A 24613-nucleotide genomic window follows, 5' to 3' on the forward strand; every position below is an offset into this window, starting at 1 on the left:
TTCAGCTCTCCTTCTGCTTCAGGACCTCGGCGAGGCTCGGCGCCTCCCGGTCCCGCTGGGACATCGAGGTGACCGGCAACGGCCACGGAATGGCGAGCTCCGGATCATCGAAGGCGATTGTCACGTCCTCGGCCGGATCGTGCGGGCGGTCGATCCGGTACGAGGTGTCGGCGGTCTCGGTCAGCGCCTGGAAACCGTGCGCGCACCCCGCCGGGATGTACAGGGTCGTCTGCGTCTCGCCGGACAGCTCGAAGAAGGCGCGGCCCAGGTACGTCGGCGAGTCCGCCCGCAGGTCCACGACGACGTCGAAGACCTTCCCGTACGAACACCGCACCAGCTTGGCCTCGCCGGCGCCGGAGCGCAGGTGCAGGCCGCGCAGCACGCCCCGGACCGAGCGGGACAGGCTGTCCTGGACGAAGGCGTGCGGGTCGAGGCCCACCGAGCGGAGCACGTCGGCGTCGAAGGTGCGGCAGAAGAAGCCGCGTTCGTCGGCGTACGGCGTCGGCTCGAAGAGGTATGCCCCGGCGATCGCCGGGACTTCGGTCGCTTTCATCGGGTCTCCTGCGGGGCGGTCGGCGGGAACAGGGCCGTGGTCAACGCGGCGAACTGGCGGGCGAGTTGCCGGGCGGCGGCCTCGTTGCGTTCGGTGAGGGTCCGGCGCAGCTCCGCCGCGTGTTTCTCCAGGGCCCGGAACTGTTCGAGCAGCCGGTCGGCGTCGACCTCGAGGGCCGGATGGCAGTACGCGCCGAGGCCCATCCGGTCCATGAGCGCGTCGCTCTTCGCCGCATAGCTGACGGCGAGCGTCGGGGTGCCGGCCCTCAGCGCGCAGACCAGGTTGTGGTAGCGGGTCGCGACGACGCTGTCGGCGGCCGCCGTCTCCCTCAACAGGTCCGCGAGCGAGGCCGCTTCGGCGGCGGTGACCAGCGGCGAGTCCACCGCGGCGAGGATGGCCTCGGCCACCGGCGCGTCGCACGCGTCGCCGGTGAGCAGCCGGACCGTCCTGCCGTCCTCGACCAGGGCGCGCACGAAGGCGGTCGTCCCGGCGAGGTAGCGGCGGTGGATCTCCTCGGCCCTGGCGCGGTCGTCGTTGCCGCCGTGGAAGTCCATGACCCCGACGCAGACCGTGCCCGGGGACGCGGCGGCGGCCGGCGCGGGCAGGGCGAACGCGAGGTCCGGGTGGACCTCGTCGCGCGCGGTGTCCACGCCCATCGCCCGCATCGCGTCGCGGGACAGGGTGTCCCGGTACGAGCGGTAGGCGGCGAGCCGTGCCGCCCGGCGCACCAGGGCTCGGGTCGGCCGGTCCGCGATCGGAGCGGCGCCGACCCCGACCAGCGCGACACGGGTCCCCAGCAGCCGGCCGCTCGCGCAGAGCAGGAACAGCGAGTACGGGAAGCCCCACGGCCGCAGCGGCAGCGTGGCTTCGAGAACACCCATGCCCGGCACGATCACCACGTCGTGCCTGCGCACCCAGGCGGCGGTGCGGAAGACGTCGACGAGCTTGCCGAGCCCCTTCCCGGCGATCGCGCCCGCACGGGAGGCGGTGCGGTACTCGCCGCGGTACCAGTGCAGCCGCGTCGCGGGGATCCCGTACCGGGATGCGACGACCTCCGGCCCACCGCACAGCGCGTCCACGACCGCCTCCGGGTGCTCGGCGCGGAGGTATCCGAGCACGGCTTCCAGTGATCCGTCGTTGCCGAGGTTTCCGGAGCCGAGCAGGCCGAACACCCCCACCCGCACCGGGGTCACGGCCGCCTCCCCTCGCGCCCCGCGACGAGGGCGTCGACGGAGACGGCGAGCTCGGCCGGGTCGACCGGGGCGCGGTCCTCGACCCGCTCGCCGGCGCCCGGCCTGGCCCGGCTGGTCATCCACGCGGCCAGGTGGCCGTAGCAGGCGCGCCGGTCGGCGGGGGACAGCGGCGCCCGCCGGATCGCCGCGACGAAACCCCAGACGTACTCGGCGAGCAGCCGGGGCGTCGGGTGCAGCGGGCCCGCCCGGCGCGGGTCCAGGTTGACGCACCGGGAGCGCTTGGAAGGGTTCGCACGCTCGGCGCGGGTGGGGTGGTCGCGGCGGAAGTACAGCAGCTCGGGCACCTGGTGGAAGGGGCCGTGCAGGGTGATCTCGGCGACGAACGTGCGGTCCGCGTGGTGGTAGCTGTCGTGCGGCTTCACCCGGCGCAGCACGTCGGCCCGCATCACCCCGTAGAAGTCGTCGCCACCGGGCTCGAACAGCAGACTGCGGAAGCGCTCGGGCGCGTGCGGCGAGTCGGTGGCGAGCCCGTACTCGTACGGCACCTTCACCTGACCTTCGCCGTCGATGACCGCCTGGCCGGAGTGGGCGAGGACCAGCTCGGGCCGCTCGTCCAGCGCCTCCACGCAGCGCCGCAGCAGGTCCCGGGCGTACAGGTCGTCGTGCGAGGCCCACTTGAACAGCTCGCCGTGGCACTGGGTGAACACGTAGTTGTGGTTCGGCGCGGCACCGATGTTCCGGAGCAGCCGGATGTAGCGGATGCGCGGGTCCAGCGCGGCGTACCGGCGGCAGATGTCCTCGGTCCCGTCGGTCGAGGCGTTGTCGGAGATGACCAGCTCGAAGTCCTCGTACGTCTGGCCGAGCAGGGCGTCGAGCGCCTCGGCGAGGTACTCCTCGCCGTTGTAGACGGGCAGGCCGATGCTCAGCCTGGGGTGCGCGGTCATGAAGTCCTCACTTCGGGAATCGAGTTGCGGTGGTGCTCACGCAGGGCGGCCCGCAGCTGCAGCCACCACACGGCCGAGCCGACGACGGTGGCGGCGGCGACGCCCCAGGCCGAGCCGACCGTGCCGCCGGCGGCCGCCCCGCCGAGCCCGCCGCCCACGTAACAGGCGGAGGCGAACAGCTGGCTGCGCAGGCTGCGCCGGGCCGCGCCGAGCGCCCGGAGCCCGGCCGCCGCGCCGGTGCCGAGCCCGGCGCCCGCGACACCGAGCGTGACGGGCACGATGAGTTCGGATGCGGCGCCCCAGACGCCGCCGAGCACGAGCTCGCCGAGCCGGTCCGGCACGAGGAGCAGCGCCCCGCCCCAGAGCAGCGCGGCGGCGGCCTGCCCGCCGCCCAGCAGGAGACAGAACGCGCCGAGGCGGTGCGGGGCCCGCCGCAGCACCCGGGCCGCCTCCGCGACGGTGACGAGGGAGAGACCCATCAGCACGGCCATGAACGGGCCGAGCAGGAGCTCGGCGCCCCTGATCACACCGACCGCGCCGACCCCGACGATCGCGCCGAGCCCGTAGGCCCGCAGCTGGCTCGCGCCGCTGTTGCTGACGTTCTCGACCAGATACCGGTAGCCGAGGTCACGGTGCTCGCGCACCCACGCGCGCGCTCCGGCCGGGTGGGGCCGGATGCCGGACTGGAACCAGCCGTACGCTGCGGCCACCGCGGCGGACCCGCCCCAGGCCAGCACGAAGGCGGTCACGGTGCCCACCTGGGCCGCCACCACCATGGCGGGGACGAGCGCGGCGCCCCACACGAGGTCGTTGACGAACGCCTTCCGCCCGGCCCCGGCGGCGAAGAACGCGAACCGCCACGCGTCCTGCAGCAACAGCCCCGGCAGGACGACGCCGAGGCAGGCGAACGCGGCCCCAAGCCGGCCGCCGAGAGCGAGCCCCGCCACCACGGACACCACACCGAGGGCGGCGCCGACGCCGAGCGCCGTACCCGACGAACGGGCCACCGCCCCCCGCCAGGACGCGTCCGACACGCCGCTGAAGCGCACCACGAGCGGGTCGGTGGCAACGCCGCGGGAGACGTTGAGCACCACGCCGTAGGTCACCCAGGCCAGGCTGAACACGCCGAACGCGGTCACCCCGAGCGAGCGGGCCACGTAGACCCCCACCACGAAGTTGCTCATGCTGGAGGCCGCCTGGTCGGCAAGGCCCCAGGACAGCCGGCCTGCGAGGGCACGCCGGGCGGATCCGGCCGGCGGCGTCGGCGCCGCCGGACCCGGATCCTTCCCCTCGGTGGGCATCGGCGTCATGGCTTGATCAGCCCGGCGCCCCGCAGGGCGTCGGCCGCGCCCGCGACGGTGTCGAACGACAGCCCGGACCGCTCGGCGACGTCCAGCAGACTGTGCTCGCCGTCGGAGAGGTTGAGCACCCACAGCATGGCCATCTGGGCCTGCTTGGTGTCGCTGCGGCCGCCGAGCGCGTCGTACAGCCCGCGTCGGCCCAGCTGGGGTTCGCCGTAGGGGCTGAGGTTGACGTACCGCCGGTTGCGGTCGAGCACGGCGAACGCCTCGCGGCACACGGCGAGCGTGTCCGCCATCGCCTCCGGGGAGACGAAGTCCAGGTTGTCCGCCGAGGTGTGGTACTCGGGATATCCGGCGTACGGCGTGCGGGTGAGCGAGCCCACCCCGAGGTTGAAGCCGGGCGAGCAATACTGCCGCTCGTCGTAGCCGTACGGAGTGAACTCGGTGACGCGGTGCGGGCGTTCGGACGCGGTGAGCACATGCCGCATCACCCGGTCGATCTCCGCGTCGCCGCGCCTGCTCCGCTTGTACGTCAGGTCCCCCCGGTCGCCGGCGCAGGCGAGCACCACCCCGTGCTTGACCCGGTCGATCCGCTCGGCATTGCGGGCCAGCCAGGTGATCGCGCCGATGGTGCCGGGCGCGAAGACGAACCGGTAGGTGTAGTACGGCGTCGTCTCCGCGAGCGCCCGGGCCAGGAACGTCGCCACCGCGATGCCGGCCAGGTTGTCGTTGGCGAGCGACGGGTGGCACACGTGGCAGGAGACGATCACCTCGTCCGGGACCTGCCCGGGTACTACGTGCTCGGCGTAAGTGAGGTGACCGTCGGCGAGTGTGGAGTCGATGCGCACCTCGTAGTCGCCGTCCGGCAGCGCGTCCAGGGTCTCCTGGGCCAGGCAGAAGCCCCACTCCGGCTTGTAGTAACTGGTGCGGTAGGGCACCCAGGCCGGGTGGTCGGGCAGGGTGTGCAGGTGTGCGCGCAGCTCGGCCAGCGGCATGGTCGTCGACACCGGCACGCTGTAGCCGAGCACGTGCAGGCTGGACGCGGCGAAGTCGACGACGCGGTTGCCGTCGGCGTCGGCGACGTACGCGTCCCGGATGTTCCACTCCTGCGGCACCGTCCAGTCGAGCACCTGCGTCCCGGTCGGCACCTCGTGCACCTGCAGCGGGATGTACTCGTCGACGATGCCGAGGGTGGCGCGGACACCGTCGCCCGTGATGCTCCGGCAGAGGGGGTACAGCCGCTCCACCAGTTCGTACATCTTCTCGCCGGACATGCTCACGGGCGCCACCGCAGGGTGTCGTCGACGGCGCCGGAGTCGGACGCCGCGCGGAGCACGGCGAGGCGGGTGAAGCGCTGCTCGAAGTCCTCTCGCGTCAGCCCGTGTTTGCGGTAGGCGTCGGCGAGTTCGAGGGCGCCTCGCTTCACTGTCCACTCGCAGTCGAAGCCGGGCACCGCGGTGCGGAAGCGGGAGAAGTCGACCCGGTAGGAGCGCGGGTCGGCGCCCGTCTCCCCGGTGATCACGACCTTCGAGCCGGACACCGCCTCGGCGACCTGCTCGGCGATCTCGGCGACCGTGACGTTGTTGGTCTCGCTGCCGATGTTGAAGGCCCGGTCGTGCACCGCGTCCCGCGGCGCGGTCAGCGCGGCCGCGAAGGCCCGTGCGATGTCGGCGGCGTGCACCAGCGGGCGCCACGGGGTGCCGTCGGACATCACGAGGACCTCGCCGGACAGCAGCGCGTGGCCCACCAGGTTGTTCAGGACGATGTCGGCGCGCAGCCTCGGCGAGTAGCCGAAGGCGGTGGCGTTGCGCATGAACACCGGGCTGAAGCCGTCGTCGGCCAGGGCGTGCAGGTCGTCCTCCACCCGCACCTTGGACTCCGCGTACGGCGTCACCGGGCGCAGCGGGGCGTCCTCGCCCACCAGGTCACCGCCGCCGGCGGCGCCGTACACCGAGCAGGTCGACGCGTACAGGAAGCGCCGCACCCCGGCGTCGTGGGCCAGCCGGGCGAGGTGCACGGACGCGTGGTGGTTGATGTCGTAGGTGAGTTCCGGTGCCAGTGACCCCAGCGGGTCGTTGGAGAGCGCGGCCAGGTGGATCACGGCGTCCACCCCGGCCAGGTGTTCGGCCGTGACGTCGCGCAGGTCCACGCGGAGCCCCGGCGGGTCCGCGGGCGGCGGACCGAGGACGCAGTCGGCGAACAGACCGGCGTCGAGACCGACGACCTCGTGTCCGGCGGCCGCGATGACCGGGGCCATCACGGTGCCCAGGTACCCCTGGTGTCCGGTGAGCAGTACGCGCAAGGTTCATTCCCCCAGAGTGGAAGTGCCGAGATCGAGCGTGAGTTTGGTGACGGCGAACGCCTCGGCGTACCGCGCGTGACATTCGATGCCGCGGATCCGTGCGAGGCCGAGGAAGGCCTCCCGGTCGTACCAGGGACGGTGCCGCTGGGAGGGGTAGTGCTCCTGCAGCAGCCGCACCTTCTGTTCGGCGGTCTCCGGTGACAGCGGCTGATACGCCGCCATACGGCCGAGGTCGCCGTCCCACTTGACGATCTCGTAGCCGAGTACGAGATGGTCGCGGAACGCGGTGGGGATCAGCCGGGCGAGGCCGCGGTGGTCCTGGTGCGCGTCGTCGGTGCGCGGGGCCAGGACCAGATCAGGATCGGTCCGCTCGCGCAGCTCCTCGACGGCGGCCTTCGCCTCGTCCCAGTGCACGGGCAGCCGGCCGTCCGGCAGCTTGAGCACGGTGAGGCGCAGGTCGGCGCCGGGACAGAAGGCGGCGAGCGCGGCCTGCTCCTCCTGCTCCCGCTCACCGCCGCCACCGGAAAGCACCAGCGCGTCGACGCGGATGCCCGGGTGTGCGAGGCACATGGTGAGCAGCGTGCCGCCGGCGCCGATGGCGATGTCGTCGCAGTGCGCGCCCACCGCGGCGATCCCCTCCAGGCGCCCCGCGCCGAGCCGGATCACGCGCCCACCCCGGCGGCGTCCCGCTCCCACACGGCCCACGGGCGCTCCCCGCGGGCGTACGCGTCGTCGAGTGCGGCCCGCTCCTTCACGGTGTCGGTCGGCTTCCAGAAGCCGCGGTGCTGGTGCGCCACCAACCGGCCGCGCTTGGCCAGTTCGGTGCATCCGTCGGCGACCAGGTCCCCGTTCTCCGGTATGTGGTCGAAGACCTCCTGACGGAGCACGAAATAGCCGCCGTTCTCCCACAGCGGCAGGTCGCTCACCGCGGTGATGCCGCCGACCAGGCCGTCCTCGCCCAGGTCCACGCAGTGGAAGGAGGACTGCGGCGGCACCACCATCATCGACGCACCGGCGTCGCGCCGGGTGAAGTTGTCGATCATCTCCGGCAGCGGGGCGTCGGTGAGCACGTCGGCGTAGTTGGCGAGGAACATCTCGTCGCCGTCCAGGTGGTGCCGCACCCGGCGCAGGCGTTCCCCGATCGGTGACTCGATGCCGGTCTGCGCGAACGTGATCGTCCAGTCGGCTATGTCGGTGGAAAGGAGTTCGGTCCGCCCGCCCCGCAGCACGAAGTCGTTGGACGTCGTCTCCTCGTAGTTGAGGAAGAAGTTCTTGATGTGGTGGGCCCCGTACCCCAGGCACAGGATGAACTCGGTGTGCCCGAAGTGCGCGTAGTAGCGCATGACGTGCCAGATCAGCGGGCGCGGCCCGACCATCGCCATCGGCTTCGGCACGTCGTCCGCGGCGCCGCTCCGCATCCGCATCCCGTAACCGCCGCAGAACAGGACGACCTTCATGACTTCACCTCGACGATGCTCAGTTCCGGGATGGGGAAGACGAGCCGGCCGCCCCACTCGTGCACGAACGACAGCTGCTCGACCAGTTCGGCCCGCAGGTTCCACGGCAGGACGAGGACGTAGTCCGGCCGGTCCGCGGCGATCTGCTCGGGCGGCAGGATCGGGATGCGGGTGCCCGGGGTGAACCTGCCGTGCTTGTAGGGGTTGCGGTCGACCGTGTACGGGAGCAGGTCGGGCCGGATGCCGCAGTGGTTGAGCAGGGTGTTGCCCTTGCCGGGCGCGCCGTAGCCGACGACCGTCTCGCCGCTCTCGGCCGCGGTGACGAGGAACTTGAGGAGGTCCCTGCGCACCTTCGCCACCCGGGCGGAGAACTCGTTGTACCCGGACAGCTCCCGCAGCCCGGCGGCCTTCTCCCGGTCGAGCACCTCGGCCACCCGGCGGGACGGCTCGCCCGCCACCTCGGCCGGCCGCGCCCACAGCCGGATGGACCCGCCGTGCGTGGGCAGCAACTCGACGTCCACGAGCGCGAGTCCACCGCTCGCGAGGGCCCGCATCGCCGAGGCGACCGTGTAGTACTGGAAGTGCTCGTGGTAGATCGTGTCGTACTGGTTCTCCTCGATCAGGGTCAGCAGGTGCTGCACCTCGATGGAGACCCAGCCGTCGTCGGCGACCAGAGCGCGCAGCCCCTCGGTGAAGCCGACGACGTCGGGGATGTGCGCGTACACGTTGTTGGCCACGACCAGGTCCGCCGGGCCGTGCTCGGCGCGGACGGCCGCCCCGGTGGCGGGGGAGAGGAACTCGGTGAGCGTCGGCACACCCGCCTCCCGCGCCGCGGCACCGACGTTCACCGACGGCTCGACGCCCAGGCAGCGGATCCCCCGGTCCACCACGTGCTTCAGCAGATACCCGTCGTTGCTCGCGACCTCCACCACGAACGCGTCGGGGCCAAGACCCACCCGCTGCACGGCGTCGGCGACGAACGTGCGCGCGTGCTCCACCCAGGAGGTCGAGAAGGAGGAGAAGTACGCGTACTCCTTGAACGTCTCCTCCGGCGTGATCAGCGGCGGAAGCTGCGCCAGCCAGCACTCCGTGCAAACCCGCAGATGCAGCGGGTACGCCGGTTCCGGCTCGTCCAGTTGCTCCGCGGCGAGAAAGCTCTCGCACGGTGGTGTCGCCCCGAGGTCGACGACGCTCGCCATCGCCTCCGAGCCGCAGAGTCGGCATCGTGTCATGTGTTGCCCCCCATTGATGTGTTGCCCCCCATTGATTCGGTCCGCCCGGCGATCGCGGTGCGGTACCCGTCCACCAGGCGCTCCAGCCCGACGGCCGGGCTGAAGTCCTGGTCGTAGCGGCGCCGGGCCGCCTGTCCCATCTCCCGGTTGCGGGCCGTATCGGCCGTGATCCGGCGCAGGCAGGACGCGAGCGAAGCGGCCTCTCCCGGCCGGTGCAGCAGCCCGGTCACCCCGTCCTCGACGAGCTCGACGAAGGCGCCGTGACCGGCGGCGACGGCCGGCACCCCGGCCGCCATCGCCTCCGCGACCACCAGGCCGAAGGTCTCCAGCCACGTCGAGGGAGCGACCACGGCGACCGACCGGGCGACGGCCCGCCGGCACTGCTCCGGGTCGTACAGGCCGACGTACCGCACGTCCTCCCGGCCCGCCGCCCAGGCCGCCACCTCCCGCTCCAGCGGGCCCGTACCGGCGATCACGAGCGGCACGCCCACCCCGCCGTCCGCGGCGAGCTCGTCCCACGCGGTCATGAGCAGCCGCAGACCCTTGGCCTCCGCGAGCCGGCCGAGGTAGAGCAGGTGCTCGCCGGCGCCCGTCCGGCGGGCGCCCGGGTCGGGCACGAAGTTGTGCTTGACCGCCAGCCGCCCGGCCGGCATGCCGGCCCGCACCAGGACGTCGCGCTGCGCCGCGGAGATGCAGAAGAACCGGTCCACGCCGGACCACCACCGCCGCCGGTTGACCGACAGGCTGACCGCGAGCGGCACCGTCGCGAGGCGGGAACCGCGGTAACAGCCGTGCCGGACGGCGGGCAGCGGCCCGGAGCCGACGCACTCGGTGCACGGCCGGCCGTCCCGCTGCAGCGTGCCGGGCGGACAGACCTGGCTGTAGTTGTGCAGCGTCGCGACGGCGGGCACACCGGCGTCGGCACAGGCGGCGAGGACCGCGGGCGACAGGAGCGGGAAGACGTTGTGGACGTGCACCACGTCCGGCCGCTCGGCGCGGAGCCGGGCCGCGAGATCCTTGCGGACCGCCGGATTCCACGGCACGAGCAGCGGCACCGCGACCTTGTCCGGCAGGGACATGGCGGCGATGTCGTCGCTGCGCCGCTCGAACACCTCGACCTGGTGACCGGCCGCGCGCAGCAGCCCCACCTCCTGGTCGACGACCTTGTTCTCCCCGCTCGGCTGCGCCGAGGAGTAGCGGTTGTGCACCACGAGCACACGCATGGTGGGGGTCACCTCCTTTCCTGGGCCCAGCGCGGGACACGTCGTCGGGGCAGTGCGGGCGCCGCGAGGGGCGCGGGCGCGGCGGGTGTCGCGAGGAGCGAGGCGGCCACGGCCAGATGCAGCAGATACGGCGAGGCGTCGCCCAGACCGGCCTCGGTGTACGACGCGATCCCGCAGTAACTGATCAGAAAAATCGCGCAGGCCCTCGCGAGCGACGGCGGCCGCAGCAACGCGACGCCGGCCAGGACGACGATGATCGCCGCCACCAACGTGATGCCGGCCCAGCCCTGTTCGTGGTAGACGGCCAGCCAGCTGTTGTCGATCGGAAGACCGCCGAACGACTTGTCGCCGAGGCCCGTGCCGAACAACTTCTCCGAGGTCGACCGGGGCGCGGCAAGGAGAGCGTCCCAGACCTTGGCCCGGCCGGTGAGGCTCGTGAGGTTCTCCTCGCTCTGCCCGCGCAGGAACCACGCCCGGAGCGCTGAGGCGAACCCCACCGCGGCCACCGCGGCGCACAGCACCGCCCAGGTGAAGAATCGGCGGGCCGCCGAACTGGTCAGGACGAGCGAGCCGATCGCCAGGGCGAGGCCGATGAGCAGGCCGAGCGTGGCCGTACGCGTATGGGTCAGCGCGAGCAGGACGAGTGAGGGCACGACGATGACGGCCGCACTGGTCTTGTCGGTCCTGCGGCCGAGGACAAGCAGCACGGTGAGCCCGATGATCACCGCCGCGTACTGTCCGATCTGCGGCGGGGTGAGCGGCCACAACGCGCCGACGAGGCGCCCGCCGTAGAGGTCGGGCATGGCCGCGCCCGGTGAGATGAGCGCTCCCGCGGCGACCGACCCGAGCACCGCGAAGTACATCCGGATGTGGTGCCGCACGAACGTCACGCCGCCGTCCCACCAGCGGCTGAGCAGCCAGAGCGTCGCGACGAAGAGAGCCAGCCTGGCGCAGCGGAACAGCGCGCCGAACCCGGACTCCAGCTGCAGGCTGGAGATGAGGCTCGGCACGAGGAGCAGGGTGAGCAGGAGCACGAAAGCGCTCGCCCGGACGCGCAGCCGGAGGTTGAGCGCGAGCGCCAGCGTGAACGCGACGACGAGCGCGCCCATGGTGACGAGCTGGATGAGGGAGCGGGGGAGCGGGACGATGGTCTTCGCCCCGGCGGAGCCGAGGGTGTTGAGGATCAGCAGCCCCCAGACGATCCCGACGAGCCTCGGCGTGCCGGTGGAGTACGGGTCTTCGCGCATCTCAACCACCGGCCCGCAGGTCGAGGGTGCTGCCGGCGTCCTGCTCGTAGGGCGTGCTCTGCCACTGCCCGAAGTCCAGCACCCGGCTCGGATCGTGGGCGACGAACTTCCACGGGCCGCGGTAGACGTTGTCGTGCCAGCGGTTGTGCTGCTTGTGGGTGATCGCCTCGGCCACCCGATCGCCCTTGTACGGCGACCACTTCGGATAGGTGCCGTAGTTGGCGAGGACCGCCATCCGGTCGCACTTCTCCGAGCACTTGACGACGGACTTGTCCAGGACGAAGCGGTTGGCGCGGATGTCCACCCGCTGGGTCCGCCACCGGCAGTCGGCGTACAGCGGCGCGGTGGCGATGGCCGGCCGCGCGCAGCGGTCGGTGTCCGGCACCAGCAACGTGCAGTCGCCGGACGAGGTGTTGGCCGGGCTGTTGCAGAACCGGTCGGCGTTCTCCCACAGGGTGATCCCGGACCAGTTGTTCTCCAGCACGTTGCGGTAGACCTCGATCTTGTCCGTGCGGGCCTTGACCCGTGGCTCGCCGCCGGACTCGGACAGATAGATGGTCGCGAACGGGAAGCTGTCGCCGCGGTCGGCGTACTTGCGGCCCTCGACCCAGTTGTTCCGCCGGAACGTGTTCCGTCGGATGACCGCGTTGTAGCTGGTCTCATAGATCAGCGCGGCCCCGTCGTTCGCCTCCAGCACGTTGCCCTCGATGCGGAAGTCGTTGTTGTTGGTGTCCGCCCACAGCCCGACTCCGCGGTTGTCGTGCACCCAGTTGCCGCGTATGTCGGCGCCGTCGACGGCCCAGAACTTGACGCCTCCCGTGCAGCCGCAGCCCTTCCGCCGCCGCTCCCAGTCGCCGGTGTTGTTGCCCACGATCTCGTTGCCGTCGAGCACCAGGTCGCGCAGGGGGCCGGTGCCCTTGTAGGCGTTCATGCCGTACTGACCGTTGCCGCGCAGGCAGCTGGCGCGGACCCGCTGGCGGGCACCGGCCATCAGCCCGGCGCCGGAGTTGTACTGGATCTTGGCGTGTTCGATCACCCAGCCGTCGGCGGAGTCGTGGTTGACCACGCCCTCGTCGTGCGGCGCGACGAAACCCTGCACCGTCAGATGGCGGATGGTGACGTCGCGGGCGGCGCCTCCGAACGCGTACTGGTTGGTCTTCCGGCCGTCGAACACCGCGCCCGGCGCGCCGAGGTAGCGGTTCCCCTTCTTGGGGATGACCTGGGCGTGCCGGTCCGGTTCGAGCCTGTGCCTGCCGGGCCGGAGCCAGAACGTGGTGCCCGAAGGGTTGCTCTTGGTCTTCGCGGCCAGGTCACCGACCACGGCGGGGTCGACGGTCACCGCTCCCGCGGGCGCCTTCGCCGGTCCGGCCGCCGGTTTGGCGCACACGCGGGCCACCGGCCGGGTCGCGGACGTGGACGGCGCGACGGTCGGCTCCGCCTGGGCGCTCGGCGTGCTCTCACAGCCGGTCGCCAGGAGGGCCAGCGCCGCCGTCGGCACCGCCCACTTCCGCCACGTGATCCCCACGCGTCCCCCTAGCCCCGGAACCTGAGTACGGTGGTGAACCCCTCCGCGCCGTCGGCGAAGCCGGTGCCGATCAGCGTGGTGGACGGTTCCTTGCGGCCGAATCCCGCGGAGTACCAGCCGAGCGGCGGGCTGGTCTCGCCGCGGTGCGCCCGCCACGTCAGCTGTCCGGGCAGGTCGAGTTCCGCGGAGCGGCCCTCGCCGTCCCGGGTCCAGGTGAGCACGGCCCGGTTCCCCGTCAGGTCCGCGGTGATGGCGGGACCGAGGTGGAAGGCCAGACGCGCCGCCCGGCGCGGGCCGCGCACCTCGTCGACCACGCGCAGCTCCTGACGCGCGGCGGTCAGCTCCACCCGTCGGCGGTGCACGGTCCGCTGGTAGCCGTCGTGCTCGGCGCACCAGCGGGCCACCGACGCGTCGGAGGTGTCCGCGACCAGGACGCGGCTGCGGGCGTGCCGGGTCCACAGGAACGGCCCGCCGGAGACGGACTGGTCCTCACCGTCCAACTGCAGGGTGTTGTGGCCGAGCGTCGACCGGAAGTACTGCCGCCACTCGGGCTGCCCGTGGTAGCAGTACGTCCCCGGGTCGGCGAGCACGTCCACCCCGTCGTGCCGGACCTCCACGGACAGCGCGTCCGCGTGGGCGTGCGCGGCGATGGACAGGAAGCCGTGCGGTCCTCCGTCGCAGCGGCACCAGATGTCTCCCGGGCCGCGCAGGATCGTCATGCCCGCGCCGGCGAAGTGGGCCGGCCGGTGTGCGGGGCGGGTCACTCGTGGTGCGGTGCCGTCCTTCGCGTACGGCCGGATGAGCGCGGCGAGGAGCGGGGTGCGCACATCGGTGCCGGTCACCGTCGGCCACCAGGCCAGCCGCCCGAACACGGCGTCCCCGGTGGCGAGGAGCGACGCCCAGCGGTCGGTGCCCGCGCCGTCCAGGACCAGCCCGTGCCCGTCGTCCGCGTCCCCCTGGCGCGGCGGCCGCAACCGGTTGTCCACCATGGCCGCCAGCGCGTCGGTCATGCGGAGCAGCACGAGGCGGACGGTCGGCGGGACCGGCACACCGGCGGCGTCCGCCTCGGCCACCGCGGCCAGGCCGAGTTCGAGGACGAGTCCGTGGTACTCGGTGGCCAGTTCGCGGTTGAGGCCGGAGGGGAAGGTGTTGGCGCGCAGCTGCCGCTCGAGGGAGCGCAGCGCGTCGGCCCGCCAGCGGGCCGACTCGGGGAACCAGCCGAACGCGCAGGCCGCGGCGGCCTGTCCGGCGGTCTCCGCGATGACGTGGTTGTTCGCCGACGACCCCCGGCTGGGGAAGGCGGCCAGCCACCGCTGGTGGTGCCAGATCTGGTTGCGCGCCACCGGGTTGTCCTCGAAGAGGGCGGCCGCCCCCGGCCAGCCGTCGAGCAGCCGGCGGATCCACACCCAGGACAGCAGCCGGATCCCCAGCTCGATGCCGCTGATCCAGTGCACTCCGTGCAGCGGCGCGTTGGCCGACCACCACGAGTGCAGGTGCTCGGCCACGCGCTCGGCATACCGTTCGTTCCCGGTGATCGCGTAGGCGGCGGCGAGCACGGTGAGGTACTGGTGCCGGGAGGGCTCCCAGATCTGCTTGATGTCCCCGACCGTGTCCTCGTCGCGGTACGGCAGGCCGAAGGCGTAGCCCCACGGGGCCCGCAGCCCGGTCTTCGGGTCGTACCACCAGTCCGGGTCGACCAGGTCGTCGCGGACCACCCCGAAGAACTCGGCGTGCCCGGCCATCAGCCGGTCCGCCTCGGCGACGAGACGCTTCGCGGCGTCCGGCGGCACCGCGGCGAGCGCCCCCGCGGGCAGCACCGAGGTGAACCGGGCGCCGCTCACGTCCGGGCAGTCCGGCAGCGCCGACCGCCACCGCCGCCTGCGCACCGCATCACCGACCCGCCCCGCCGCCTCCCGCGGCCCCATCCGGGACAGCCGCCGCAGGTACCAGCCCGCGCTCATCGTCATCGCACGCCCGCCAGCGTCACCGGCGCGCCACCGGCCAGACCGGCCGGCACGGCGAGGGTGGCCGCCGTGGTGGCGACCAGCGACTCCAGCGGCACCGGCATCGGCCCGCCGGTCCGCACGGCCCTGACGAACGCGGCCAGTTCGGCGTTCTGGCCCTTGTCCCTGGCCTTGGGCAGCCGCGAGCTGACCCACCGCTTGCGGCCGCCGTCGTACACCGAGGCGCGGACGAAGTCGTCGAGCCGCAGCGCCTTGCCGTCCGCGACCAGGTCCAGCGTCTCCTTGGGGAAGCCGGCCGGCCCTGTGGTGACGTAGCTGATGGTGGCGGTGGATCCGTCCGGATAGCGCAGGACGACCTGGAGGTCCTCGTTGCCTGCCGGGGCGACCGCGTACACCGAGACCGGGTCGGCCGCGAGCAGCCAGCTCGCCGTGTCGATGAAGTGCCCGCCCTCCCCGGCGAACCGCGAGCCCTCGGTGCCCTGCTGGAGGTACCAGCTGCCGTGCTGGAGCCGACCCGCGTTGACCAGGTAGCGCAGGCTCGCCGGGCCGGTCCGGGCGCCGAACCGCTGCCTGGCCTCCTGGAGCAGCGGTGCGAACCGGCGGTTGAAGCCCACCTGCAGCCGGTCGTTGCCGGACTCCTCCACGGCCGCGAGCACGCCGGCCAGCTCGTCCTCGGAGAGGGCCAGGGGCTTCTCCACGAACACCGTCTTGCCTGCGAGGAGTGCTCGCCGGGTCAGTTCGGCGTGCGAACTGTGCCGGGTGACCACGAACACCGCGTCGATGGACTTGTCGCCGAGCACGGCGTCGAGATCGGTGGTCGCCTCGTCGAAGCCGAACTTCCGCTTGGCGTTGGCCGCGGACAGCGCCGTCGTGGTGACGACGGTCGACAAGGTGACGCCGTCGCGCCCCACCAGGTGCGGCAGCAGCATCGACGTCGCGTAGTTCCCCGCGCCGACGAACGCGAGGCGCACCGGTGCCTTGGCGGTGCGGGCCGGGGCGGGCGCTTTGTCGCCGCGTCGTGTCACCGCGGGCACGGTGACCGTCAGGGCCACCGCTTCCGTCGGCTGCTCGGTGCGGCCGGGGTACCGGAACAGGACGGCCACGGCCTTCAGATCGCCGTCCTTCAGGCGCTGGTACGTGTCGACCGCGTCGTCGAAGTCGGCGATGTGGGAGACCAGGGGCGCCACGTCGACGCGGCCGCGGGCGACGAGGTCGAGGAAGCACGCCAGGTTGCGGCGCTCGGTCCAGCGCACGTAGCCGATCGGGTAGTCCCGTCCTTCGAGCTCGTACGCCGGGTCGTAGCGCCCGGGGCCGTACGACCGGGAGAACCGGACGTCCAGCTCCTTCTCGTAGTACGCGTTCCACGGCAGGTCCAGGCGGCACTTGCCGATGTCGACGACCCGGCCGCGGTCCCGGCTCAGGTGGGCGGCCAGCTCGACGGGCTGGTTGCTGCCGCCGCCGGCGGCCAGATACACCTGGTCCACTCCGTGCCCGCCGGTGAGTTCGGCGACGGCGGCCTCCACGGCCCCGGACGCGGGATCACCGCAGGCCACGGCGCCCAGTCGTGCGGCGAGCTCGCAGCGCGCCGGATCGGGGTCGGCCCCGACGACACGGACCCCCGAGGCGGTGAGCAACTGCACCACCAGCTGCCCGATCAGGCCGAGGCCGATGACCAGCGCCACCTCGCCGAGCTGCGGCTCGCCCTGGCGGACGCCCTGCAGCGCGATCGACCCGACGGTGCCGAAGGCCGCGTGCTGCGGCGCGAGGTCCTCCGGCACCGGGGTGTAGAGGTTCTTCGGCACCCAGTTCAGCTCGGCGTGCAGCGCGTGCTCGTTGCCCGCGCAGGCCACGAGGTCACCGACCGCCACATCGTCGATCCCGGCGCCGACCTGCTCGACCACCCCGCACAGCGAATAGCCGAGCGGCGTGTAGGAGTCCAGCTTGCCCATCACCTTGCGGTACGTGGCGGGCACTCCGTTGGTGGCCACGCTCTGCATGACCTTGGCGACCTGGTCGGGCCGGGAGCGGGCCTTGCCCACCATCGACATGCCGGCCTCGGACACCTTCATGAGCTCGGTCCCGGTGGAGATCAGCGAGTAGGCGCTGCGGACCAGCACGCCGTCCGGCTTGCACCCCGGCGCCGGCACGTCGAGCAGCGCCAACTCGCCGCTCTTGTAGTTCTGTACGACCTGTTTCACCCGAGCTCCTCTTGTTTCCACACTGTCAAGCCGCCTGGCTCTGGCCGGAGCCAGAAGTCGCGCCGCGGTACCAGTACTCCAGGGTCAGCACGTGCCACAGATGCTTGGAGAAGTCCCGCTGCCCGGCGGCGTCCTCGGCGACCATCCGCGCCAGCGCGTCGCGGCGCAGGATCCCGGTGCTGACGAGCACCCCGTCGTTGACCACCTCGCGCACCAGCGGTGCCAGGTCCCGGCTCATCCAGGCCCGCAGCGGAGCGCTGAAGAGACCCTTGGGCCGGTACACGATCTCCCGCGGCAGGACCGAGGCGGCCGCCTCCTTGAGGACGGCCTTCCCCTGCCGTCCGGCGATCTTGCGGTCGCCCGGCACGGTGAACGCCGCCTTGACCACCTCGACGTCCACGTACGGCACCCGCACCTCGGTCGACGCGGCCATGCTGGAGCGGTCCGTGTAGGCGAGGTTCAGGCCCGGCAGGAACATCCGGGCGTCGCCCAGGCACATGCGGTTGACGAAGTCGTCGAGGTCGTTGTCCTCGTAGACGTCCGCGTGCTCCGTCAGTACGTCGTCGACCGTCCCGGCCAGATCCGGATCGATCAGGGCGAGCAACTCGTCCTGGTCGTACATGGTGTAGCTGCGCCGGAACGCGGTCTCCTCCGGCAGATCGGCGAAGGAAAGGAACCTTTTCGCGAAGCGCACCGACCGGTACCCCCGGCGGGCCGTGGCGACCGGCAGCCGGTCCACGGCCGCGGACAGGCCGCGCCGCAGGGGCCGCGGGACGCGCTGATAGCGCAGCGCGAGCAGGTTGGCCAGGTGCTTGCGGTACCCGGCGAACAGCTCGTCGGCGCCCATCCCCGAGAGCATCACCTTGACCCCGGCCTCCCGGGCGGCCTCGCAGATCAGGAACGTGTTGATCGCGGCGGGGTCGCCGATCGGCTCGTCCAGGTGGTGAGTCATCCGCGGCAGCAGGTCGAGCACGTTCGGAGCGATCTCGATCTCGTGCAGGTCGACACCGAACCGCTCGGCGACCTGCCGGGCATAGCGCAGGTCGTCCGGCATCGCCTCGAACTTGGCGTCCTCGGCGCGGAACCCGATCGTGTAGGCGGAGATCCCTGGCCGGTCGCGGGCCGCCAGCGCCGTCAGGTAGCTGGAGTCGAGACCGCCGGAGAGGAAAGTCGCCACCGGCACGTCGGAGAGCAGGTGCCGCCGGGTCGACTCCTCGACAATGGCGGCCACGTCCGGCAGTTCGCCGCCGCGGGCCCGCTCCTGGGCCTCGCGGGCGACGTCCTTGAGGTTCCAGTACCGGCCGCGCTCGATCCGGCCGTCCGGCCCGCACCGCAGCCAGCTCCCCGGCGGCAGCTTCTCCGCCTCGCTGAACGCGCAGCGCGAGTCCGGCACCCAGTAGTAGAGCAGCGAGGCCACCAGGGCCGCATGGTCCACCCGCAGCGACCCGCCGGTCACCGCGGCGAGCGCCTTGAGCTCCGAGGCGAACATCAGGCCGCCGCCGCGCCGGAGCAGGAACAGCGGCTTGACGCCGAGCTGGTCGCGGGCGAGCACCAGCTCACCGGTGCGCTCGTCGAAGACCGCGAACGCGAACATGCCACGCAGCCGGGGCAGGCAGTCCGTGCCCCAGCGCCGCCAGGCCTCCAGGAGCACCTCGGTGTCGGAGGTGCCGCGGAAGCGCACCCCGGCGGCCGTCAGCTCGGCGCGGAGTTCCGGCGCGTTGTACAGCTCGCCGTTGTACGTCAGGGCGAGGCCGTCCGAGACCATCGGCTGGGCGCCGGTCTCGGACAGGTCGATGATGGCGAGGCGCCGGTGCCCGAGCTGCACTTCGCCGTCTCCGACGGAGTGGCCGTAGCGGCCCGCCCCGTCCGGGCCGCGGTGGGCGAGGACATCGGTGAGCCGGTCGGTGACGGCCTTCCCGTCCGGCCAGCGGTAGGTTCCTGCGATGCCACACATGATCTAGCGCGCCTCCTGGTCGCTGTACGGGACCCGTGCGGCCGGCCTCGACGGCCGTTCCGTCCGCGGCCGGCCCTCTCCCACTGCCTCAACGGCGTGGGCGCCGCCCCCACCGTTCTGCCGGGCCGGCCGCTCCTGATGTCCGCGCAGCGCGGTGTGCGGCCCGTCCCACAGCGTGCCGTCGGTCCGGTCGCGCGGGTCGGGGTCGATCAGCACCACGCCGATCACCGGAATGAGCTGGTCCGCGAGCTGTCGCGCCACGGTGTGCAGCCATGCGGCGCTGCCGTGCCCGGCACGCACGACGAGCACGGTCTGGCCGCCGAGGTACTGCAGGTCGGTCCACGCCGTGCCGGGCGCGACCGAGCCGACACCGATCCGGCGCGTCCGATGCGGCACGGCCGCGGCACGCTCGCCGCTGACCACGCTCGGATCTCCCTGTTCGCGGCGGCTGTCGGCCAGTTCCGGTCCGGGCAGACCGTCGATGACGACCACCGGCTCCTGTGCCGCCAGTGCCCTGGCGACGTCCATGGCGATCACGCTCGTGGTGTGCGCGCAGCCAAGTTCCAGCAGCGACACCGGTTCCGAGGAACCGCGCACGGTACGGGCCAGCGTCGCGGTGAGCCGTTCGCGCGCCGCCCGGGTCCGTCGGCGCTGCCACAGCCAGGCCGGCCGGCGGGGTGCGCGGCGCAGCTCCGCGATGACCGAGGCCCCCAGGTTCGCCGCTATCTCCCGGCGCAGCACCGGCCGGTCCGCGACCACTGTGCCGACCGCGGCAACCACGAGCCCGAGGACGAGCCCGAGGACGAGGCCGATCGCGGCGTTGGTGGCAGCGGTCTTCGGCAGGGAGTGCCGCACCGCGCGCGGGGCGTCCACGATCTGCGTGCCTGCGATGAGCTTGGGTGTGCCGGTGCGGGCCTCGGCGGCGCGCTCGTCGAAGTCGGCGATCCGCGAGTTGAGCTCGGCCCGGCGGGCGAAGAGCGACTCGATGCTGGCCGACGCCGTCGGGTCGGTGTCCGGCGACCGGCCTCCGATCGCCTTGTTGACCTGCTCCAGTTCGTCCCGCATGCGGTCACGCTGGTCGAGCAGGGCCTTGGCCTCGGCCTTCGCGGTCTCCCGCATCCGCCGCACATGGTCCGCGACGAACGCGTCGGCCAGCGCCTCGGCCCGGGCCACCGCCGCCGCGTCGCTGTCGGCCGTCACTTCGATCTGCAGCAGGTTGTTGGTCAAGCCGGTGCCCCGATAGTCCTGCATGAAGTCTTCGGGCTTCTCCGGGGACTTGAGGGCTTCCAGGGCCTTGCCGGCGATCCGTGTGGTCCCGAGCAGCTCGACGTCGGTGCGTATCAGCGTTCCGGTGTCGTTGGGCTGATCGTCCTGGTGCACGACAAGCACCTTGGTCACCGCGGTCGGCGCGGGCGGCAGCAGGACGGCCACCGCCACCCCGGCCATCAGTCCAAGGAGCGCCATGACGCACCAGAGGCGGCGGCGCCTGCGCACCGCGACCACCAGCGCGTGCAGGTCGAGCAGCGGAGTGGCCGCGGACGGCTCCGAAGTCGTGCTTGTCGTCACTCCGGACCTCCCGGCGCGTGGCCGCGGACCGCGAGCGCCGGCGTGGCGTTCTCGGCGGGCTGGTCGGCGGACCGCGACGGACGGACTCGGACCGTGCCGGCGACCACTATGCCGACGACCTCGTGTCTGGCTTCCGCGCACGCCTCGGCGAGTCCTGCGAGCTCGCCCGCGGTCCAACTGCCCGCGCTGAGCACGACCAGGGCCCCCGACTCGGTGTCGCGGTCCGGCACCATCGGCCGGTCCACCGGCACGTCCACCACCCGCAGCAGCGGATCGCTCTTGGCCTCCGTGACGAGCTGACCGGCGGCCCGGCGGGCGGTCTCGTCGCCGTCCGGTACGACGACCAGCAGCCGCCGGGGAGCCGGCAGCCGGGTCCGGAGACGGGCGCACACCCGCCGGTAGCGGATCCGCCGGCCGGCCTCGTCGCCGGAGGCCTGCGGAGCCGGCACGTCCCACCGGGTGTCGAGGCCGAGGAACCGGCGGAGCCACGCCCACGGCCCCTGGCCCGTCGGCCGGCGCGCGGCCCGTTCCGCGGGCACGTCGACGGTGCCGAGCAGCGTCGAGCCCAGCGCCGCGGCGATCTCCGGTTCGGTGCGCGCCCGGCGGTTCATCCGTGCCGCCGCGAGATGGCCGACGACCGCGAGCAGGAAGGACAGCAGCGCCCCGGCGACGATGAGCTGCGTCCTCGTCGGCGGCGCCTCGCCGGTGGGCCGGGGCGCCGGGCCCATGACGACCATGCCGGCCGTGTCGGACGCCGGGTCGGCCTCGTCCAGCTTCTTCATGGCCTCCTCCAGCGAGGTCCGCAGCTTCTCCAGCGAGGTGCGGGCCTGCACGCTCTCCACGGTCCGCCCCGGATCGGCCGCGTCGGCCAGGTCGCTGATGCGGCGGTTGGTCTCCACCACCTTCTGCCGCAGCTCCTCGGGCCCCGTGGCCGCTTCGGAATCGGAGTTTCCGCCCGCGATCCGCGCGGAGAACGCGACGAACTCCTTGGCCACCCGGTCGGAGAGGCGCTGCGCGCGCTCCGGGGAGCCGGCCGTACCCGAAATCTTGATGATGTTCCCGTCGGTGGCCTTGGCGCTCACCCGGTCCCGCAGGTCGCCGCCGCTGACGTCCTTCCAGTCGAGCGAGGCGGCCGCACGGTCGACCACCGCGGAACTGGTGGCGATCTCCGCCTGGGTGAGCAGCTCGCGCTCCTCCCACTGCCCCGGCAGCAGCACGGACGCGGAGGCCGTGTACCGGGGCGGGAACACCACGGAGGCGCCGTAGCCGACGAGCGCGCCGACCACGGCGAGGGCGGCGAGCAGCCGCCAGCGCCGACGGAGGATCCGCCCGACCATGACCAGGCGTATCGGGTCATCACTCAACGGAGGGGCCTCCTCCGCTTCCGCCCCGGGCCGCCCGCCGACACCGCGGCCCGGCCACGGCAGGCGGCGGCGTAGGCGGCGAGCAGCGCCGCCTGCGAGTTCCGCCAGGAGAGCGGCCCGCTGATCCGCTCCCGGCCGATCTCGCCCATCCGGGCCCGCTTCTCCGGGTCGTCGAGGAGCTCCGTGATGAGCTTGGCGAACGCGGCCTCGTCGTTGGCGGGCGCGTACACGGCGGCGTCACCGGCGGAGACGCGCGCCTCCCGGAGGTCGAACGAGACGATGGGCCGGCCCATCGCCATGTACTCCAGGACCTTGTTCATCGTCGACACGTCGTTGAGCGGATTGCGCGGGTCGGGGGAGAGGCACACGTCCGCGGTGGACAGGTAACGCACCAGGTCGGCATCCGGGATGCGCCCGGTGAACTGCACCTGGTCGGAGAGCCCGAGCCGCCCGGCCAGCTCCACCATCGCGTCGAAGGCGTCGCCGGAGCCGACGAACACCGCGTGCCAGTCGGTCCGCCCGAGCTCGTCGCGCAGCTTCGCGAGGGCCCGCAACGCGTAGTCGACACCGTCCTGCGGGCCCATGACGCCGAGGTAGCACAGCAGATGAGACTTGCCGCGCTTCAACTCCGGCTCAGGCGCCACCGGTTGGAACCGGTCGACGGCGGGCGCGCTGCGCACCACGAAGACGTCCTCCGGCCGCTTGCCGCCACGGCTGACCGCGACGTCCCGGTAGCTCTCGTTCGTGGCGATCACGACGTCGGCGGCCCGGTACGTCATCCGTTCGAGGGCGCACACGCCGCGGTAGAGCAGGTCCTTGCCGCGGTCGAAGCGGGACAGGTACAGCTCGGGCACCAGGTCGTGCTGGTCGAAGACGAACCGCGCGCCGCGCCGCGTCAGCCACCGCGCCGGCAGGAACAGCAGGTCCGGCGGATTGCAGGCGTGGACCACGTGGACCGGGCCGACCTCGCGGACGAGCCGGGCCGTGTGCCACAGCGCCGATCCGTACTCCCGCAGGTAGCCGGCCGGACCTCCGGTGGCCGCGCGCAACGGGTAGCGGTGGATCCGCACCCCGTCGATCTCCGCCTCCGCCTCCGTGTCCCGCTTGCTCCCTTGCGGGCAGATGACGTCCACCCGCCAGCCCGCGTCGCGCAGCGTCGTGCACTCCTGCCACACCCGCCTGTCGAAGGGCACCGACAGGTTTTCCACGAGGATCAGTGCGCGTCGGTTCGGCCGGTCGCCGCCGGCCGTGTCACCGACCGATATGTCACCAAGCAAGGCCCACGTACCCCGATTCGGTCCGGCGCGCGTCGGCGTCGGGAAGATGGATGAGGTCGATGAGGACCGGTCCTTCGTCGCCGTGCGGCAGCGCCGAGAGCACGGCCGGGTCCTTCGTCCCGACCAGGCACACCTCGGCGTGCTCGAGCACCTCTTCGACGGAGCCCGCGAGCAGCTGCGCGAGGTGCGGAAGGCGGGTCTCGATGTACTCGCGGTTGGCGCCGAGCAGCCGGGAGAGGCTGACGTTCGCGTCGTGGATCCGCAGGTCGTACCCCTTGCCGAAGAGCCTCTCCGCCAACTCGACGAGCGGGCTCTCGCGGAGGTCGTCGGTGCCGGGTTTGAAGGAAAGACCGAACATTCCGACCCGGCGCTTGCCGGTCCGCTCGACCAGGTCCACCGCGCGCTGCAGATGGTCGGAGTTGGAGGGCAGCACGTGGGACAGGATGGGGACCGAGACGTCGGCCCGCTGCGCCGCGTGGACCAGGCTGCGCAGGTCCTTGGGCAGGCAGGAGCCGCCGAAGGCGAAGCCGGGCCGCAGATAGGCGGGGCTGATGTTCAGCTTGCGGTCGGCCAGGAACACGTCCATCACCTGGTGCGAGTCCACCCCGAGCGCCTGGCACACGGCGCCCAGCTCGTTCGCGAAGCCGATCTTGAGGCCGTGGAACGCGTTGTCCGCGTACTTGATCGCCTCGGCCGTCGGGACCGGCACCCGGAACACCTCGCCGGGCAGGCCGTCGTAGAGCGCCGCCACCGCGTCGCCGCTCGCCGGGTCGAGCTCGCCGATGACGGTCTTGGGCGGGTCGAAGAAGTCCCGCACGCTGGAGCCCTCGCGCAGGAACTCCGGGTTGACCGCGACCCCGAAGTCCACCCCCGCCGTGCCGCCGACGTACTTCTCCAGGATCGGGACCAGCAGGTTCAGGCAGGTGCCCGGCAGCATGGTGCTGCGGAACACGACGGTCTGGCGGCCGCCCCGCTCGGCCACCACGGCGCCGATCTGCTCGGTGACCCGCTCCAGATACGTGGTGCACAGGCTGCCGTTGGGCTCCGAGGGCGTGCCCACGCAGACCAGCGACACCTCGCTCTCCATGATGGCCTCGCGGACGTCGCCGGTGGCGCGTAACGCCCCGGTCCGCACGACCTCGGCGATGAGCTCGCCGATGCGCTCCTCGACCACGGGCGCCTTGCCGTCGTTGACCAGGTCGACCTTCACCTGGTTCACGTCCACCCCGATGACCTCGTGCCCCATGCTGGCCAGGCACGCGGCCGAAACGCAGCCCACATAGCCGAGCCCGAAAACGCTGACCTTCATGACT

19 protein-coding genes are annotated in these 24613 nt (G+C 72.5%); all 19 read right to left on the reverse strand.

Annotated features, from left to right (window positions below):
• Position 1 precedes the first annotated feature (1 nt).
• Genes rfbC through ACZ7LU_RS07845 form a run of 19 tightly spaced genes read right to left on the reverse strand, consistent with a single transcriptional unit; the run spans position 2 to position 24609 of the window.
• A complete protein-coding gene (gene rfbC, locus ACZ7LU_RS07755; protein WP_468307828.1) occupies positions 2–553 on the reverse strand; it encodes a dTDP-4-dehydrorhamnose 3,5-epimerase in 552 nt (183 codons plus the stop codon).
• A complete protein-coding gene (locus ACZ7LU_RS07760; RefSeq protein ID WP_471916042.1) occupies positions 550–1746 on the reverse strand; it encodes a polysaccharide pyruvyl transferase family protein in 1197 nt (398 codons plus the stop codon). Before ACZ7LU_RS07760 ends, rfbC begins: the two co-directional genes overlap by 4 nt.
• On the reverse strand, positions 1743–2690 hold the full coding sequence (locus tag ACZ7LU_RS07765) for a glycosyltransferase family 2 protein (protein ID WP_471916043.1): 948 nt from the start codon (positions 2688–2690) through the stop codon (positions 1743–1745). Before ACZ7LU_RS07765 ends, ACZ7LU_RS07760 begins: the two co-directional genes overlap by 4 nt.
• Positions 2687–4000 (reverse strand): hypothetical protein, encoded by a 1314-nt coding sequence (locus ACZ7LU_RS07770; RefSeq protein ID WP_471916044.1) that lies wholly within the window; start codon positions 3998–4000, stop codon positions 2687–2689. Before ACZ7LU_RS07770 ends, ACZ7LU_RS07765 begins: the two co-directional genes overlap by 4 nt.
• Entirely contained in the window at positions 3997–5265 is a 1269-nt protein-coding gene (locus ACZ7LU_RS07775; RefSeq protein ID WP_471916502.1) for a DUF4910 domain-containing protein, read from the reverse strand. Before ACZ7LU_RS07775 ends, ACZ7LU_RS07770 begins: the two co-directional genes overlap by 4 nt.
• A 2-nt stretch (positions 5266–5267) precedes the next feature.
• Positions 5268–6293 (reverse strand): NAD-dependent epimerase/dehydratase family protein, encoded by a 1026-nt coding sequence (locus ACZ7LU_RS07780; RefSeq protein ID WP_471916045.1) that lies wholly within the window; start codon positions 6291–6293, stop codon positions 5268–5270.
• Positions 6294–6296: 3 nt separating this feature from the next.
• Positions 6297–6959 (reverse strand): PIG-L deacetylase family protein, encoded by a 663-nt coding sequence (locus ACZ7LU_RS07785; protein ID WP_471916046.1) that lies wholly within the window; start codon positions 6957–6959, stop codon positions 6297–6299.
• On the reverse strand, positions 6956–7750 hold the full coding sequence (locus ACZ7LU_RS07790; protein ID WP_471916047.1) for a glycosyltransferase family protein: 795 nt from the start codon (positions 7748–7750) through the stop codon (positions 6956–6958). Before ACZ7LU_RS07790 ends, ACZ7LU_RS07785 begins: the two co-directional genes overlap by 4 nt.
• Complete coding sequence (locus ACZ7LU_RS07795; RefSeq protein ID WP_471916048.1) at positions 7747–8982, reverse strand: class I SAM-dependent methyltransferase; 1236 nt, start codon at positions 8980–8982, stop codon at positions 7747–7749. Before ACZ7LU_RS07795 ends, ACZ7LU_RS07790 begins: the two co-directional genes overlap by 4 nt.
• Positions 8979–10205: a glycosyltransferase gene (locus tag ACZ7LU_RS07800; RefSeq protein WP_471916049.1), complete on the reverse strand. Its 1227-nt coding sequence runs from the start codon at positions 10203–10205 to the stop codon at positions 8979–8981. Before ACZ7LU_RS07800 ends, ACZ7LU_RS07795 begins: the two co-directional genes overlap by 4 nt.
• A gap of 8 nt (positions 10206–10213) precedes the next feature.
• On the reverse strand, positions 10214–11452 hold the full coding sequence (locus tag ACZ7LU_RS07805) for an O-antigen ligase domain-containing protein (RefSeq protein ID WP_471916050.1): 1239 nt from the start codon (positions 11450–11452) through the stop codon (positions 10214–10216).
• Position 11453: 1 nt separating this feature from the next.
• Positions 11454–12977 (reverse strand): right-handed parallel beta-helix repeat-containing protein, encoded by a 1524-nt coding sequence (locus ACZ7LU_RS07810; RefSeq protein ID WP_471916051.1) that lies wholly within the window; start codon positions 12975–12977, stop codon positions 11454–11456.
• Between the two features lie 8 nt (positions 12978–12985).
• Positions 12986–14944 carry a heparinase II/III family protein gene (locus ACZ7LU_RS07815; protein WP_471916052.1) on the reverse strand — a complete coding sequence of 653 codons (1959 nt, stop codon included), beginning with the start codon at positions 14942–14944 and terminating at the stop codon, positions 12986–12988.
• Positions 14941–17139, reverse strand: coding sequence for a bi-domain-containing oxidoreductase (locus ACZ7LU_RS07820; protein WP_471916053.1), 2199 nt, complete (start codon positions 17137–17139; stop codon positions 14941–14943). The genes ACZ7LU_RS07815 and ACZ7LU_RS07820 overlap by 4 nt, the downstream gene beginning before the upstream one ends.
• Before the next feature lie 25 nt (positions 17140–17164).
• Positions 17165–19093 (reverse strand): asparagine synthase (glutamine-hydrolyzing), encoded by a 1929-nt coding sequence (asnB, locus tag ACZ7LU_RS07825; protein ID WP_468084388.1) that lies wholly within the window; start codon positions 19091–19093, stop codon positions 17165–17167.
• Between the two features lie 3 nt (positions 19094–19096).
• Positions 19097–20659, reverse strand: coding sequence for a Wzz/FepE/Etk N-terminal domain-containing protein (locus tag ACZ7LU_RS07830; RefSeq protein ID WP_471916054.1), 1563 nt, complete (start codon positions 20657–20659; stop codon positions 19097–19099).
• Entirely contained in the window at positions 20656–22023 is a 1368-nt protein-coding gene (locus ACZ7LU_RS07835; protein ID WP_471916055.1) for a Wzz/FepE/Etk N-terminal domain-containing protein, read from the reverse strand. Before ACZ7LU_RS07835 ends, ACZ7LU_RS07830 begins: the two co-directional genes overlap by 4 nt.
• Positions 22020–23300: a glycosyltransferase family 4 protein gene (locus tag ACZ7LU_RS07840; protein WP_471916056.1), complete on the reverse strand. Its 1281-nt coding sequence runs from the start codon at positions 23298–23300 to the stop codon at positions 22020–22022. The genes ACZ7LU_RS07835 and ACZ7LU_RS07840 overlap by 4 nt, the downstream gene beginning before the upstream one ends.
• Complete coding sequence (locus ACZ7LU_RS07845; protein ID WP_471916057.1) at positions 23290–24609, reverse strand: nucleotide sugar dehydrogenase; 1320 nt, start codon at positions 24607–24609, stop codon at positions 23290–23292. The genes ACZ7LU_RS07840 and ACZ7LU_RS07845 overlap by 11 nt, the downstream gene beginning before the upstream one ends.
• Between the last annotated feature and the right edge of the window lie 4 nt (positions 24610–24613).

Source organism: Streptomyces sp. NPDC039462, assembly GCF_055639375.1.

Coding starts and splice junctions, on each gene's coding strand:
- rfbC (WP_468307828.1), bottom strand. CDS start 553: ATGAAAGCGACCGAAGTCCCGGCGATCGCCGGGGCATACCTCTTCGAG.
- ACZ7LU_RS07765 (WP_471916043.1), bottom strand. CDS start 2,690: ATGACCGCGCACCCCAGGCTGAGCATCGGCCTGCCCGTCTACAACGGC.
- ACZ7LU_RS07770 (WP_471916044.1), bottom strand. CDS start 4,000: ATGACGCCGATGCCCACCGAGGGGAAGGATCCGGGTCCGGCGGCGCCG.
- ACZ7LU_RS07775 (WP_471916502.1), bottom strand. CDS start 5,265: ATGTCCGGCGAGAAGATGTACGAACTGGTGGAGCGGCTGTACCCCCTC.
- ACZ7LU_RS07790 (WP_471916047.1), bottom strand. CDS start 7,750: ATGAAGGTCGTCCTGTTCTGCGGCGGTTACGGGATGCGGATGCGGAGC.
- ACZ7LU_RS07795 (WP_471916048.1), bottom strand. CDS start 8,982: ATGACACGATGCCGACTCTGCGGCTCGGAGGCGATGGCGAGCGTCGTC.
- ACZ7LU_RS07800 (WP_471916049.1), bottom strand. CDS start 10,205: ATGCGTGTGCTCGTGGTGCACAACCGCTACTCCTCGGCGCAGCCGAGC.
- ACZ7LU_RS07805 (WP_471916050.1), bottom strand. CDS start 11,452: ATGCGCGAAGACCCGTACTCCACCGGCACGCCGAGGCTCGTCGGGATC.
- ACZ7LU_RS07815 (WP_471916052.1), bottom strand. CDS start 14,944: ATGACGATGAGCGCGGGCTGGTACCTGCGGCGGCTGTCCCGGATGGGG.
- asnB (WP_468084388.1), bottom strand. CDS start 19,093: ATGTGTGGCATCGCAGGAACCTACCGCTGGCCGGACGGGAAGGCCGTC.
- ACZ7LU_RS07845 (WP_471916057.1), bottom strand. CDS start 24,609: ATGAAGGTCAGCGTTTTCGGGCTCGGCTATGTGGGCTGCGTTTCGGCC.